This is a genomic window from Pseudomonas sp. GW704-F2 (assembly GCF_059423025.1).
The window spans coordinates 111,976-125,409 of the sequence record NZ_JBWKXO010000002.1 but is presented as its reverse complement, the minus strand read 5'-3'; the positions used below and the strand labels follow the sequence as shown (position 1 = coordinate 125,409).

Here is a 13,434-nt window from a genome sequence, read left to right as displayed (position 1 = left end):
ATGCGGGGTTATCGCCCTCGTTGAAAATCGGCGTAACTGTTAGAAATCACAGTCACGACAAACGGTACGGCTCAAGCCGGCGTATTGGGTGTGTAGTCCTTCAGCAGCAAGTACGTACTCCACCCCCACCAATCAGCAGTCCAGTGTTTGTCGTTCAGGTCATTCACGTCCTTGCGTCGCAGCACCTTGTCGCCTTCCATCTTGAACAGCGGCGAAAAGTTATTCGCCGGGTTCTGTGCTGCATTCAGGTCCGGCACATACAGCGGCGCCTTGAAGGTGGCCGGGGAGGGCGCAACACCGCTGATAAACGCGTCGAAGACCTCATCGGCCGACGACTGCACGGCGCGTTTGACCTGCGCCCGGTTGGCCGCGTCGCCGGCGTCGAAATAGCGTTTATCGCCGTAGGCATGCCATTCGTCACCGACTGCATTGCGCACCTTGAGCCCGAACTTGCTGTCTTCATCGTGCATGAAGCGGCTGATCAGCGAGCCCAGCTCCCCAGGCGTCACCACGGCGGCCAGCTGTTTGCGCGGCACGCGCAGGTGGCCGGCGGAAAACAGATCGGTCAAGAAGTGATCGGCAAAACTGTTCATCGCGTAGGCCAGCTCCAGCGCCTGGTCGGTGCCGCTTTGATGGGCGATGACGGCTTGTTGCAGCGCCGCCGTATGCCCGGCCAGGTAAGCCGACAACGCCCATTCGCCAAAGTGGTCGGCGTTGTCCGCCGCCAGCTTCAAGTAACGGCCCAGGGGGAACAGTGCCGAGACCGCGCTGCCGCCGCCGGTGATGCGGTTCCACTCTTCAGACAACGTATCTCCGAGCACGGCGTAGGCGTCGTGGGCGGATTTGCCGTCCTTGATCGCCTGGTTGACCGCGTTGATCTCCTTTTGCATCACCGCCAGGATCTTGTGTGCTTCCTCCCGTGACGCCGGCAGTCCTGCCAGTGAGTTGAATGCGGCGTTAAAGCGTTGCACGCGTTCGGCAGGCGAGGCGCCATCGCTGATGGGTTGGCCGGGGATGCCATAAAAGTCACCGCCCAGGGCAATCACTTGCCCGTAAGTCAGCGCCAGGCCGTTGGGCAGGTGCAGCTCGACGAGTCGGGCGGCAATCGCCGGGGCGTCTTTGGCGAAGCGCAACAGTGTGTCGTCGCCGATGGCAGTGTGTTCACCGCCTTCGAAACGCAGGGAGGGTAGGTTTTTTGCGGGTGCTGCGGGTGCTGCGGGTGCTGCGGGTGCTGCGAGTTCAAGACCGGACATGTTAGCTCCTTGCTATGTCGTAGGAATCTTCCTTTATTACTGTATGTATATACAGTTATTCGAGCATAGAGGAAAAAACTCCTACGTCAATGCGCTCTCTCTCAACGGGCGGTTCGATGAATTGCAGTTGACGAAATATTTTATAGTTGTACGATGACGTATGACATAAGCAAAACCAACAACAACCTTTCGCCAGAAAGTCTTTGCCCAGGGTGTTCGAATAATGAATCCACAAGAACTGAAGTCCATCCTCTCTCACGGTCTGCTGTCTTTTCCCGTGACCGATTTCAACGCCCAGGGTGATTTTCACCAGGCCGGCTATATCAAACGTCTGGAATGGCTGGCTCCCTACGGCGCCACTGCGCTGTTCGCCGCCGGCGGCACCGGTGAGTTTTTCTCCCTCGCGGCCAGCGAATATTCTCAGGTTGTGAAGACCGCGGTGGATACCTGCGCCACCAGCGTGCCGATCCTCGCCGGTGTCGGCGGTTCGACCCGCCAGGCCATCGAATACGCTCAGGAAGCCGAGCGCCTCGGTGCCAAAGGCTTGCTGCTGCTCCCACACTATTTGACCGAAGCCAGCCAGGAGGGGGTTGCCGCCCACGTGGAAGCGGTGTGCAAGTCGGTCAAGATCGGCGTGGTGGTATACAACCGCAACGTCTGCCGCCTGACTGCGCCTTTGCTGGAGCGCCTGGCCGAACGTTGCCCGAACCTGATCGGCTACAAGGACGGCCTGGGTGACATTGAATTGATGGTGTCGATCCGCCGTCGTCTGGGCGACCGTTTCAGCTACCTGGGCGGCCTGCCGACTGCAGAGGTTTACGCCGCTGCCTACAAGGCCCTGGGCGTGCCGGTGTATTCCTCGGCGGTGTTCAACTTCATCCCGAAAACCGCGATGGATTTCTATCACGCCATCGCCCGCGACGATCACGCCACCGTCGGCAAGATCATTGATGACTTCTTCCTGCCGTACCTGGACATCCGTAACCGCAAGGCCGGCTACGCGGTGAGCATCGTCAAGGCGGGCGCCAAAATCGTCGGCTATGACGCCGGCCCGGTTCGCACGCCACTGACCGATCTGCTGCCGGAAGAATACGAAGCCCTGGCCGCGCTGATCGACCAGCAAGGCCCGCAATAACTTATCTATAAGGCCGCTGAGCAATCAGCGGCCTTTTGCGTCAGGAGAAGATTCGTGTCCCAAGCCAAACGTTTTGAAAACTACATCAACGGCCAATGGGTGGCTGGCGCTGATTATTGCGTCAACCTCAACCCGTCGGAGTTGTCCGATGTCATTGGCGAATATGCCAAGGCGGATGTCGTCCAGGTCAACGCTGCCATCGATGCCGCCCGCGCTGCGTTCCCGGCCTGGTCGACGTCCGGTATCCAGGCTCGCCACGACGCACTCGATAAAGTCGGCAGCGAAATCCTCGCCCGACGCGAAGAGCTCGGCACGCTGCTGGCTCGGGAAGAGGGCAAGACCCTGCCTGAAGCCATTGGCGAAGTGACCCGCGCCGGTAATATCTTCAAGTTCTTCGCCGGCGAGTGCCTGCGCCTGTCCGGCGACTACGTGCCGTCGGTGCGACCGGGCGTCAATGTCGAAGTCACCCGCGAAGCCCTCGGCGTGGTCGGCCTGATCACCCCGTGGAACTTCCCGATTGCCATCCCCGCGTGGAAAATCGCTCCGGCCCTGGCCTACGGCAACTGCGTGGTGATCAAGCCGGCGGAGCTGGTGCCGGGCTGTGCCTGGGCCCTGGCAGAAATCATCTCCCGCGCCGGTTTCCCCGCCGGTGTGTTCAACCTGGTGATGGGCAGCGGGCGGGTAGTGGGCGATGTGTTGGTCAACAGCCCGAAAGTCGACGGCATCAGCTTCACCGGTTCGGTCGGCGTCGGACGTCAGATCGCGGTCAGCTGTGTCTCGCGCCAGGCCAAGGTGCAGTTGGAAATGGGCGGCAAGAACCCGCAGATCATTCTCGATGACGCCGACCTCAAGCAAGCCGTCGAGCTGTCGGTACAGAGCGCGTTCTATTCCACCGGCCAGCGTTGCACCGCCTCCAGCCGCTTGATCGTCACCGCCGGTATTCACGATCAGTTCGTCGCGGCCATGGCCGAGCGCATGAAGTCGATCAAGGTCGGCCACGCGTTGAAAAGCGGCACCGACATCGGCCCGGTCGTCTCCCAGGCCCAGTTGGACCAGGACTTGAAATACATCGACATTGGCCAGAGCGAAGGTGCGCGGCTGGTGAGCGGTGGCGGCCTGGTGACCTGCGACACCGAAGGCTACTACCTGGCGCCGACGCTGTTCGCCGACAGCGAGGCGGCCATGCGGATCAGCCGCGAAGAGATCTTCGGCCCGGTGGCCAACGTGGTGCGCGTGGCGAACTACGAGGCGGCGCTGGCCATGGCCAACGACACCGAGTTCGGTTTGTCGGCGGGCATCGCCACCACCTCGCTGAAATACGCCAACCACTTCAAGCGCCACTCCCAGGCCGGGATGGTGATGGTCAACCTGCCGACTGCCGGCGTGGATTATCACGTTCCGTTCGGTGGCCGTAAAGGTTCATCCTATGGTTCGCGTGAGCAAGGTCGCTATGCGCAAGAGTTCTACACCGTGGTGAAAACCAGCTACATCGGTTCGTAACACTGTAGGAGCGAGCTTGCTCGCGAAAAATTTCAACGAATACGCAGGCATTCAGGGGGCACGCGGTGCCTTTGAGTTTTTCGCGAGCAAGCTCGCTCCTACAGGGGCGGCGTCCAGCAACACATAAATATCACCCGCAAAAAAAATAATTAGTGGGAGTACTTCTACATGCAAGCGACCAAGCCGACCCATGTCCGCTATTTGATCCTGCTCATGCTGTTCCTGGTGACCACGATCAACTATGCCGACCGGGCCACCATCGCAATTGCGGGTTCCAGCCTGCAAAAAGACCTCGGCATCGACGCGGTCACCCTCGGTTACATCTTCTCTGCATTCGGTTGGGCCTACGTGGCCGGGCAAATCCCCGGCGGCTGGCTGCTCGATCGGTTCGGCTCGAAAAAAGTCTATGCCCTGAGCATCTTCACCTGGTCACTGTTCACCATATTGCAAGGTTATGTCGGTGAGTTCGGTGTCTCCACGGCGGTCGTGGCGCTGTTCATGCTGCGCTTTATGGTGGGCCTGGCCGAAGCGCCATCCTTCCCGGGTAACGCGCGCATCGTGGCCGCCTGGTTCCCCACTGCCGAACGCGGCACGGCCTCGGCGATCTTCAACTCGGCGCAGTACTTCGCCACGGTGCTGTTCGCGCCGCTGATGGGCTGGATCGTCTACAGCTTCGGCTGGCAGCACGTGTTTATCGTGATGGGCGTGATCGGCGTCCTGTTCTCGCTGGTCTGGCTGAAAGTTATCCACAGCCCGCGCCAGCATCCGCTGATCAACGAAGCCGAGTTCAATCACATCGCGGCTAACGGTGCGATGGTCGATATGGACCAGGACAAGGGCAAGGGTAAGAAAACCGACGGTCCAAAGTGGGATTACATCCGCCAGTTGCTGACCAACCGCATGATGCTCGGCGTGTACCTGGGCCAGTACTGCATCAACGGCATCACCTACTTCTTCCTGACCTGGTTCCCGGTGTACCTGGTGCAGGACCGCGGCATGACCATTCTCAAGGCCGGGTTCATTGCCTCGTTGCCGGCGATCTGCGGGTTTATCGGCGGTGTGTTGGGCGGGGTGATCTCCGACTACCTGCTGCGCAAAGGCCATTCCCTGACCTTCGCCCGCAAGGCGCCGATCATTGGCGGCCTGCTGATCTCCAGCAGCATCGTGGCCTGCAACTACGTGGATATCGAGTGGATGGTGGTGGGTTTCATGGCTTTGGCCTTCTTCGGCAAAGGCGTTGGCGCACTGGGTTGGGCGGTGGTGTCCGACACCTCGCCGAAACAGATCGCCGGGCTCAGTGGCGGCCTGTTCAACACCTTCGGTAACCTGGCGTCGATCACCACGCCGATTGTCATCGGTTACATCATCAGCACCACCGGTTCGTTCAAATGGGCCCTGGTGTTTGTCGGCGCGAACGCGCTGGTGGCCGTGTTCAGTTACCTGGTGATTGTCGGCCCGATCAAACGCGTGGTGCTCAAAGAGCCGCCAAGCCAAGGGCCTGAGTTGACCAACCTTACCCAAGCGCATTCCTGAAGGGGCCGTGTGATGCAGTTGATTGAACATGCCGACTCGCCGCGCTCGATTCGTTTGCACGAGCGCGACAACGTGGTGATCGTGGTCAATGACCAGGGTGTACCGGCCGGGACCGAGTTCCCGGACGGCCTGGTGACCGTGGATTTCATTCCGCAAAGCCACAAAGTGACCCTCGAAGATATCCCCGAAGGCGGTCGGATCATTCGCTACGGCCAAACCATCGGTTACGCCCTGGCGCCGATTCCACGCGGCAGTTGGGTGCAGGAAGATCAACTGCGCATGCCCACCGCGCCGCCGCTGGACAGCTTGCCGCTGTCCACCGAGGTGCCAGAGGCCCAGGCGCCGCTGGAAGGCTTTACCTTCGAGGGCTATCGCAATGCGGACGGCACCGTGGGCACGCGCAATATCCTCGGCATCACCACCACCGTGCAGTGCGTCACCGGTGTGCTGGACCATGCGGTCAAGCGCATCAAGGACGAGTTGCTGCCCAAGTACCCGCATGTCGATGACGTGGTGGCGCTGACCCACAGCTACGGCTGCGGGGTGGCGATCACCGCGACGGATGCGTATATCCCGATCCGCACCGTGCGCAACCTGGCGCGCAACCCGAACCTGGGGGGCGAAGCCCTGGTGATCAGCCTGGGCTGCGAGAAATTGCAGGCCGGGCAGGTGATGCATGACAACGACAGTTCCGTCGACTTGAGCGAGCCGTGGCTGTATCGCCTGCAGGATTCCAGCCACGGGTTTAGCGAGATGATCGAGCAGATCATGGCCCTGGCCGAGGTGCACCTGAAGAAGCTCGACCAGCGCCGCCGGGAAACCGTGCCGGCGTCCGAGCTGATCCTGGGCATGCAGTGCGGCGGCAGTGATGCGTTTTCCGGCATCACCGCCAACCCGGCGCTGGGGTTCGCTTCGGACTTGTTGCTACGAGCGGGGGCGACGGTGATGTTTTCCGAAGTCACTGAGGTGCGTGATGCCATCTACCTGCTGACTTCTCGTGCGCAAACCAAGGAAATCGCCGAGGAACTGGTACGGGAAATGGACTGGTACGACCGTTATCTGGCCAAGGGCGAGGCGGATCGCAGCGCCAATACCACGCCGGGGAACAAGAAGGGCGGGTTGTCGAACATTGTCGAGAAGTCCCTGGGCTCCATCGTCAAGTCCGGCAGCAGCGCGATCAACGGCGTGCTCGGCCCGGGTGAACGCTTCAAGGGCAAAGGCCTGATCTTTTGCGCCACGCCGGCCAGCGACTTCGTGTGCGGCACCTTGCAACTGGCGGCGGGGATGAACCTGCATGTGTTCACCACCGGGCGCGGCACGCCTTACGGGCTGGCGATGGCGCCGGTGGTGAAGGTCTCGACCCGCACGGAGCTGGCGCAGCGCTGGCCGGACCTGATCGATATCGACGCCGGGCGCATCGCCACCGGGCGTGCGAGCATTGAGGAGTTGGGGTGGGAGTTGTTCCACTTCTACCTGGATGTAGCCAGCGGCAGGAAGCAGACATGGGCGGAGCAGCACAAGCTGCATAACGACATTACGTTGTTCAACCCGGCGCCGATTACTTGAGACCGAGTCGCCGTTATCGGGGGCAAGCCCCCTCCCACATAGGGTCTGCGGTGTTCATCCGTTGTGTGTCTGACGCAGATTCAGTGTGGGAGGGGCGGTGCGACGACTCGACTTGCCCCCGATAGCGGTGACCCTATGTGGGAGGGGGCTTGCCCCCGATAGCGGTCTATCAGGCGCCATTGGGCCGTATGGCTTATCATTAGCCCCCTAACGACGCCCACCAAGGTTCTCCCCGGCATGCTGGCTATCTTCCTCACCACCCTCACCATCACCGCGCCGGTGTTTGCCATGTTGTTCCTCGGTGTGCTGCTCAAGCGCATCAACTGGATCAACGACAGCTTTATCCACACGGCATCGTCCCTGGTGTTCAACGTCACCATGCCGGCGCTGCTGTTTCTCGGCATCCTGCATGCCGACCTGCATTCGGCGCTCAAGCCGGGTTTGCTGATCTACTTCGCCGTCGCCACGCTGTTGAGCTTTGCCCTGGCCTGGGGCTGGGCGATTTTGCGCTGCAAGCGTGAAGACCGGGGCATCTACACCCAGGGCGCGTTTCGCGGCAACAACGGGGTGATCGGCCTGGCGCTGGCGGCCAGTATGTACGGTGATTACGGCATCTCCCTCGGCGCGATTCTCGCGGCGCTGGTGATCCTGTTCTACAACACGCTGTCGACCATTGTGCTGGCGGTGTACAGCCCGGTGATCAAGTCCGACCCGTGGAGCATCTGCAAAAGTGTGCTGGCCAACCCGCTGATCATCAGCGTGATCGTGGCCGCGCCGTTCGCCTATTTCCAGATCGGCTTGCCGGGCTGGCTGGAAAAATCCGCGCAGTACCTGGCCGACATGACGTTGCCGTTGGCGCTGATCTGCATCGGCGGCACCTTGTCGCTGGCGGCGTTGCGCAAGAGCGGCAACATGGCGCTGAGCGCGAGCTTGATGAAGATGGTCTGGCTGCCGGTGGTCGCCACCCTGGGGGCGTGGTTGCTCGGGTTTCGCGGGCCGGAACTGGGGATTCTGTTCCTGTACTTCGGCGCACCGACGGCGGCCGCGAGCTTTGTGATGGCCAGGGCGGCGCAGGGGAATCATGAGCTGGCGGCGGCGATTATCGTGATCACCACCTTGATGGCGGCGGTGACCACGAATATCGGGATTTTTGTGTTGCAGGCGGGCGGGTGGATCTGAGCTGTGCCGGCGATAGCTACCTGACCATCACTGCTTGTCCGCCTGATACGCCTCAATCACTTCCTGCGCCGCGCGAAACGCCTCGATCGCCGCCGGCACACCGGCATACACCGCGCAATGCAGCAGCGCTTCGCGGATTTCTTCGACGGTGCAGCCATTGTTCAGCGCGCCGCGCACATGGCCTTTGAGTTCCTGCGGGCACTTGAGCGCGGTGAGGGCGGCGAGGGTGATCAAGCTGCGCGTCTTCAGCGGCAAGCCTTCGCGGTTCCACACGCTGCCCCAGGCATGTTCGTTGACGAAGTCCTGCAGCGGCTGGGTGAATTCGGTGGCGTTGCCCAGGGCGCGGTCGACGAACGCATCGCCCATCACCTGACGACGCATTTCAACTCCGGGCTTTTTCTGATCGGTCATTGCGATTCCCTCTTGTGTTGGCGGCGCCAGGCTCGCAGCGTGCTGAACAACAGGAAAGCCACCAGCACTGGCAGGACGTAATACAGCATCAGTTGTTCAAGTTTGTTGGCCAGGCGCATGCCGGTGGTGAATGCCATCACATGCAGCCCATACGCCAGGTACAAACCCAGCAGCACCAGGCCTTCGGCACGGGTCACGCGGTAGCCGGTATAAAACACTGGCAGGCACAACACCACCACGCCGAGCATCACCGGCAGGTCGAAATCCAGGGCATTGGGCGACACCGACAGCGGCGAGGGCGCGAGCAGCGCGGTCAGCCCCAGTACGCCCAGCAGGTTGAACAGGTTGCTGCCGATCACGTTACCCACGGCGATATCCCGCTGACCGCGCAGGGCCGCGATCAGCGAGGTGGCCAGGCACGGCAGTGAAGTGCCGACGCCGATCAGCGTCAAGCCGATGATGCGTTCCGACAGGCCCAGGTCGCTCGCCACATCCACCGCCGCACCCAGCAACAAATGCCCGGCCAGCACCAGCACCAGCAAGCCGCCGAACATCAGCAATACGCTGCTCAACCAGGGCGCCTTGGCCACCGTGTCCAGCGTGCGCGGGCGCCGTGAATGGCGGGTCTGGTAGTGCAGCACGCCGAGGTAGGCCAGCAGGGCCGCGAGCAGCAGCGAACCGTCGAGTGGCGTCAGTTCTTCATTGGCCGCCAGGGTAAACACCAGCAGGCCGGCGAGGATCATCACCGGGATATCCAGGCGCACCAGTTGCCGCGAGACCCGCAGCGGAATGATCAGCGCCGACAGGCCCAGGGTGACGAGGATGTTGAAAATGCTGCTGCCGATCACGCTGCCCACGGCAATGTCGGTATTGCCGGCGAGGGTGGCTTGCAGGCTGACGGTCATCTGCGGCGCACTGCTGCCGAAGGCGACGATCGTCAGGCCGATGATCAGCGGGCGGACCTTGAGGCTGGCAGCCAGGCGCACCGCGGCGCGCACCAGGATTTCGGCGCCGACGATCAGCAGCACCAGGCCGCTGATCAATTCGATCAGGCTCCAGGGCGAGAGGGCGGTTAATCCGAAAATGGCCAGGGCTCCGTCGTCAATTGCTCAGGGCTTGCACACGAACCCGTGCGGTGCCGCTGCTCAGCATGCCCAGTTGCGCGGCGGCCTGGCGCGACAGATCGATCAGCCGCCCACGGGTGTGCGGGCCGCGATCGTTGATGCGTACCACCACGGATTTGTCGGTATTGAGATTGGTCACCTTGACCTGCGTGCCGAAAGGCAGGCGCCGATGGGCGGCGGTCAGGGCGTTCTGGTTGAAAGGTTCACCGCTGGCGGTTTTTTTGCCATGGTGCTTGGCGCCGTAGTAAGACGCGGTGCCGGTTTCGTCGTAGCCGTTGGGGTCGATGAGGCTGCTGGCGCAACCGGCCAGCAAAGAGAACACGGCTAAAAGGCCAAGTAAGCGCTTCATTCAAGGTATCCCCTTATCAAATGTGGGAGGGGGCTTGCTCCCGATAGTGGAGTGTCAGTCATTGATATTTTGACTGAATCACCGCTATCGGGAGCAAGCCCCCTCCCACAGGAGGTCCGAGTCGAGCATGAAATCTCACTCGGCCCTTTCATCGCGATCAGCCTTCGAGCTTGCTTTTCAGCAGTTCGTTCACCTGTTGCGGGTTGGCCTTGCCCTTGGAGGCTTTCATGGCCTGGCCGACAAAGAAGCCGAACATCTTGCCGCGCTTGGCTTCGTCTGCCGCGCGGTACTGTTCGACCTGCTCCGCGTTGGCCGCGAGCATTTCATCGAGCACCGCCGAGATGGCGCCGCTGTCGGTGACTTGCTTGAGGCCGCGCTTCTCGATGATCTCGTCGCTGCTGCCCTCACCGCTGGCCATGGCTTCGAACACGGTCTTGGCGATTTTGCCGGAGATGGTGTTGTCTTTGATGCGCAGCAGCATGCCGCCCAACTGCTCGGCCGAGACCGGTGCTTCGTCGATTTCCAGGCCCTGTTTGTTCAGCAGGCTGCCCAATTCCACCATCACCCAGTTGGCCGCCAGCTTGGCGTCCCCGGCGATGCTCACGACTTTTTCGAAGTAGTCGGCTTGCTCACGGCTCGACGCCAGGACGCTGGCGTCGTAGACCGACAGGCCGAACTGCGCCTGGAAGCGCTCGCGTTTCTGCGGCGGCAATTCCGGCAGGGTGGCGCGCACGTCATTGAGGAACGAGTCCTCGATGACCACCGGCAACAGGTCCGGATCGGGGAAGTAACGGTAGTCGTTGGCTTCCTCTTTGCTGCGCATGGCGCGGGTTTCGTCTTTGTTCGGGTCGTACAGGCGGGTTTGCTGGATCACCTTGCCGCCGTCTTCGATCAGTTCGATCTGGCGACGCACCTCGGTGTTGATCGCCTTCTCGATGAAACGGAACGAGTTGACGTTCTTGATCTCGCAGCGAGTGCCGTACTCGACCTGGCCCTTTGGCCGGACCGACACGTTGCAGTCGCAGCGCAGCGAGCCTTCGGCCATGTTGCCGTCGCAGATGCCCAGGTAGCGCACCAGCGCGTGGATCGTCTTGACGTAGGCCACGGCTTCCTTGGCGCTGCGCATGTCTGGCTCGGACACGATCTCCAGCAACGGCGTGCCGGCGCGGTTCAGGTCGATGCCGGTGGCACCGTTGAACTCTTCATGCAGGCTCTTGCCGGCGTCTTCTTCCAGGTGCGCGCGGGTTACGCCGACACGCTTGATGGTGCCGTCTTCCAGCGGGATATCCAGGTAGCCTTTGCCGACAATCGGCAGCTCCATCTGGCTGATCTGATAGCCCTTGGGCAGGTCCGGGTAGAAGTAGTTCTTGCGCGCGAACACGCTGTGCTGGCCGATCTCGGCGTCAATCGCCAGGCCGAACATCACCGCCATGCGTACTGCTTCCTGGTTCAGCACCGGCAACACACCGGGCATGCCCAGGTCTACCAGGCTCGCCTGGGTGTTGGGTTCTGCGCCGAACGTGGTGGCGCTACCGGAGAAAATCTTCGATTGGGTGGCGAGCTGGGTATGAATCTCCAGCCCGATCACGACTTCCCATTGCATAGTGTTCTCCTCAGAAGCCGGTAGGGGTGCGAGTGTGCCAGTCGGTGTTCAACTGGTACTGGTGCGCCACGTTGAGCAGGCGGCCTTCCTGGAAGTACGGGGCAAGCAATTGCACGCCGACCGGCAGGCCATCGACGAAACCGGCGGGCATGGACAAGCCCGGCAAGCCCGCGAGGTTGGCGGTGATGGTGTACAGGTCTTCCAGGTACTCGGCGATCGGGTCGCCGGTCTTGGCGCCGATCTTCCAGGCCGGGTTCGGCGTGGTTGGGCCGAGGATCACGTCGACTTCTTCGAACGCCGCCATGAAGTCGTTCTTGATCAGGCGACGGATTTTTTGCGCCTTGAGGTAGTACGCGTCGTAGTAACCGGCCGACAGGGCGTAGGCACCAACCATGATCCGGCGCTGCACTTCGGCACCGAAGCCTTCGCCACGGGAACGTTTGTACAGGTCGTTGAGGTCTTTCGGGTTTTCGCAGCGGTAACCGAAACGCACGCCGTCGAACCGCGACAGGTTGGAAGACGCTTCGGCCGGCGCGATCACGTAGTACGCCGGAATCGCGTGCTGGTTGTTCGGCAGGCTGATTGGCTTGATCACGGCGCCGAGCTTTTCCAGCTCCTTGACGCAGTTGTGGACCAGTTCGGCGATACGCGGGTCGAGGCCGGCGCTGAAATATTCGTTCGGTACGCCGATGCGCAGGCCTTTGAGCGAGGTATTGAGGCTGGCGCTGTAGTCTGGCACCGGCTCGTCGACGCTGGTGGAGTCCTGTGCGTCGAAGCCCGCCATACCTTGTAACAATATTGCGCAGTCTTCGGCGGTGCGTGCCAGGGTACCGCCCTGATCAAGGCTGGAGGCGTAGGCAATCATGCCCCAGCGGGACACGCGACCGTAGGTCGGCTTCAGCCCGGTGAGGTTGGTGAACGCGGCGGGCTGGCGGATCGAGCCGCCGGTGTCGGTGGCCGTGGCCGCCGGCAGGAAGCGCGCGGCAACCGCCGCCGCCGAACCACCGGACGAGCCGCCTGGCACGCAGTCCAGGTTCCACGGGTTTTTCACCGCGCCGTAGTAGCTCGACTCGTTGGCCGAGCCCATGGCGAATTCGTCCATGTTGGTCTTGCCCAGGGTCACGGCCCCGGCGGCGGCCAGCTTGGACACCACGGTGGCGTCGTAGGGCGCCTTGAAGTTGTCGAGCATCTTCGAGCCGCAGCTGGTGCGAATGCCCTGGGTGCAGAACAAGTCCTTGTGGGCGATCGGTGCGCCCAGCAGCGCGCCGTTCTCACCGTTGGCGCGACGTGCGTCGGCGGCCTTGGCCTGGCTCAAGGCCAGCTCCTCGGTGATGCTGATGAAGCTGTTGACCTTGGGGTCGAGCTCGGCGATACGCGCCAGCAAGGTCTTGGTCAGCTCTTCGGAAGAAAACTTTTTGTCGGCGAGACCGCGGGCGATCTCGGACAGAGTCATGTGATGCATGAAAGGCTCTTTCCCTTTAGTCGATGACTTTCGGAACCAGATACAGGCCGTTTTCGACCGCTGGCGCGATGGACTGGTAGGCCTCGCGATGATTGACTTCGGTCACGACGTCTGCACGCAGGCGCTGGGTGGCTTCCAGCGGGTGAGCCAGGGGCTCGATGCCGTCGGTATTCACGGCCTGCATTTGGTCAACCAGCCCGAGAATGCTGTTCAGGGCTGCGGTGGTCTGTGGAAGATCGGCATCATTCAGGCCAAGCGAGGCCAGATGTGCGATTTTTTCCACGTCGGAGCGTTCAAGCGCCATGGGATTCTCCAGTGG

General features: G+C 61.8%; 12 protein-coding genes. 5 read left to right on the top strand and 7 right to left on the bottom strand.

Annotation, left to right across the window (positions count from 1 at the left end):
- Positions 1–71 precede the first annotated feature (71 nt).
- Positions 72–1,253 (bottom strand): phospholipase, encoded by a 1,182-nt coding sequence (locus tag AC07W0_RS02375; protein WP_102617138.1) that lies wholly within the window; start codon positions 1,251–1,253, stop codon positions 72–74.
- Between the two features lie 223 nt (positions 1,254–1,476).
- Between AC07W0_RS02375 and kdgD the strand changes: the two genes are divergently transcribed.
- The 5 genes from kdgD to AC07W0_RS02350 all read left to right on the top strand — a co-directional run bounded on the left by kdgD (position 1,477) and on the right by AC07W0_RS02350 (position 8,166).
- Positions 1,477–2,388 (top strand): 5-dehydro-4-deoxyglucarate dehydratase, encoded by a 912-nt coding sequence (gene kdgD, locus AC07W0_RS02370; RefSeq protein ID WP_102617137.1) that lies wholly within the window; start codon positions 1,477–1,479, stop codon positions 2,386–2,388.
- Between the two features lie 54 nt (positions 2,389–2,442).
- Positions 2,443–3,888 carry an aldehyde dehydrogenase family protein gene (locus AC07W0_RS02365; RefSeq protein ID WP_046484708.1) on the top strand — a complete coding sequence of 482 codons (1,446 nt, stop codon included), beginning with the start codon at positions 2,443–2,445 and terminating at the stop codon, positions 3,886–3,888.
- Positions 3,889–4,056: 168 nt separating this feature from the next.
- Positions 4,057–5,421, top strand: a complete 1,365-nt coding sequence (locus AC07W0_RS02360) for an MFS transporter (RefSeq protein WP_046384693.1) — start codon at positions 4,057–4,059, stop codon at positions 5,419–5,421.
- Positions 5,422–5,433: 12 nt separating this feature from the next.
- Entirely contained in the window at positions 5,434–6,987 is a 1,554-nt protein-coding gene (gene garD / locus AC07W0_RS02355; RefSeq protein WP_102617136.1) for a galactarate dehydratase, read from the top strand.
- A 237-nt stretch (positions 6,988–7,224) separates the two neighbouring features.
- Positions 7,225–8,166, top strand: coding sequence for an AEC family transporter (locus AC07W0_RS02350; protein ID WP_079442863.1), 942 nt, complete (start codon positions 7,225–7,227; stop codon positions 8,164–8,166).
- Between the two features lie 27 nt (positions 8,167–8,193).
- On the opposite strand, the gene AC07W0_RS02345 is transcribed toward AC07W0_RS02350, so the two are convergent.
- From AC07W0_RS02345 to gatC, 6 genes are all read right to left on the bottom strand, one after another.
- Positions 8,194–8,577, bottom strand: coding sequence for a carboxymuconolactone decarboxylase family protein (locus AC07W0_RS02345; RefSeq protein WP_017845409.1), 384 nt, complete (start codon positions 8,575–8,577; stop codon positions 8,194–8,196).
- A complete protein-coding gene (locus AC07W0_RS02340; protein WP_017845408.1) occupies positions 8,574–9,620 on the bottom strand; it encodes a calcium/sodium antiporter in 1,047 nt (348 codons plus the stop codon). Before AC07W0_RS02340 ends, AC07W0_RS02345 begins: the two co-directional genes overlap by 4 nt.
- Positions 9,621–9,678: 58 nt before the next feature.
- Positions 9,679–10,050: a septal ring lytic transglycosylase RlpA family protein gene (locus tag AC07W0_RS02335; protein ID WP_026139824.1), complete on the bottom strand. Its 372-nt coding sequence runs from the start codon at positions 10,048–10,050 to the stop codon at positions 9,679–9,681.
- 157 nt (positions 10,051–10,207) lie between these two features.
- The gene (gene gatB, locus AC07W0_RS02330) at positions 10,208–11,653 is read right to left on the bottom strand and encodes an Asp-tRNA(Asn)/Glu-tRNA(Gln) amidotransferase subunit GatB (RefSeq protein ID WP_017845406.1); all 1,446 of its coding nucleotides are present in this window, start codon (positions 11,651–11,653) and stop codon (positions 10,208–10,210) included.
- A gap of 10 nt (positions 11,654–11,663) precedes the next feature.
- A complete protein-coding gene (gene gatA, locus AC07W0_RS02325; protein WP_102617135.1) occupies positions 11,664–13,115 on the bottom strand; it encodes an Asp-tRNA(Asn)/Glu-tRNA(Gln) amidotransferase subunit GatA in 1,452 nt (483 codons plus the stop codon).
- 16 nt (positions 13,116–13,131) lie between these two features.
- Complete coding sequence (gene gatC / locus AC07W0_RS02320; RefSeq protein WP_017845404.1) at positions 13,132–13,419, bottom strand: Asp-tRNA(Asn)/Glu-tRNA(Gln) amidotransferase subunit GatC; 288 nt, start codon at positions 13,417–13,419, stop codon at positions 13,132–13,134.
- Positions 13,420–13,434 lie beyond the last annotated feature (15 nt).

What these genes read in the sequence shown, in the direction of transcription:
- gatB (WP_017845406.1), bottom strand. Translation starts at nt 11,653, where the DNA reads ATGCAATGGGAAGTCGTGATCGGGCTGGAGATTCATACCCAGCTCGCC.
- gatC (WP_017845404.1), bottom strand. Translation starts at nt 13,419, where the DNA reads ATGGCGCTTGAACGCTCCGACGTGGAAAAAATCGCACATCTGGCCTCG.
- kdgD (WP_102617137.1), top strand. Translation starts at nt 1,477, where the DNA reads ATGAATCCACAAGAACTGAAGTCCATCCTCTCTCACGGTCTGCTGTCT.
- gatA (WP_102617135.1), bottom strand. Translation starts at nt 13,115, where the DNA reads ATGCATCACATGACTCTGTCCGAGATCGCCCGCGGTCTCGCCGACAAA.
- garD (WP_102617136.1), top strand. Translation starts at nt 5,434, where the DNA reads ATGCAGTTGATTGAACATGCCGACTCGCCGCGCTCGATTCGTTTGCAC.
- AC07W0_RS02350 (WP_079442863.1), top strand. Translation starts at nt 7,225, where the DNA reads ATGCTGGCTATCTTCCTCACCACCCTCACCATCACCGCGCCGGTGTTT.
- AC07W0_RS02335 (WP_026139824.1), bottom strand. Translation starts at nt 10,050, where the DNA reads ATGAAGCGCTTACTTGGCCTTTTAGCCGTGTTCTCTTTGCTGGCCGGT.
- AC07W0_RS02375 (WP_102617138.1), bottom strand. Translation starts at nt 1,253, where the DNA reads ATGTCCGGTCTTGAACTCGCAGCACCCGCAGCACCCGCAGCACCCGCA.
- AC07W0_RS02360 (WP_046384693.1), top strand. Translation starts at nt 4,057, where the DNA reads ATGCAAGCGACCAAGCCGACCCATGTCCGCTATTTGATCCTGCTCATG.
- AC07W0_RS02345 (WP_017845409.1), bottom strand. Translation starts at nt 8,577, where the DNA reads ATGACCGATCAGAAAAAGCCCGGAGTTGAAATGCGTCGTCAGGTGATG.